The sequence below is a fragment of the Arthrobacter sp. Y3223164 genome (genome assembly GCF_059091005.1).
Window position 1 is genome coordinate 1 of the sequence record NZ_JBNHGF010000931.1, and the last position, 345, is coordinate 345.

General features: G+C 75.1%; 1 protein-coding gene. It reads right to left on the reverse strand.

The annotated features are described in order from the left end of the window. Positions 1-345, reverse strand: a 345-nt coding sequence (locus AC5RUJ_RS18785) for an energy-coupling factor ABC transporter ATP-binding protein (RefSeq protein ID WP_494156577.1), incomplete at both ends; no start/stop codon positions are given.

The window sequence follows — 345 nt, forward strand, 5'->3', positions numbered from 1 at the left end:
GTCCAGCACCCGGGCCACGGCGTCCCGTACTTCCCGCACCCCGGCGGGGTCCAGGTTTGCGGTCGGCTCATCCAGCAGCAGCAGCCCCGGCCGCATGGCCAGGACGGAGGCCAGCGCCAGCCGCTGTTTTTGGCCGCCGGAGAGCGCCGACGTGGGATGGTCCAGCGGGACGGCCAGGCCGACGTCGGCCAGGGATTCGCGGACCCGGTCCCAGATCTGCCCGCGCGGCAGCGACAGGTTCTCCGCCCCGAAGGCCACCTCGTCACCCACCCGGGCCAGCACCAGCTGGCTCTCCGGATCCTGCAGCACGAGGCCGGCCCGGCCGCGGGCCTCGGAGGGGCGCAC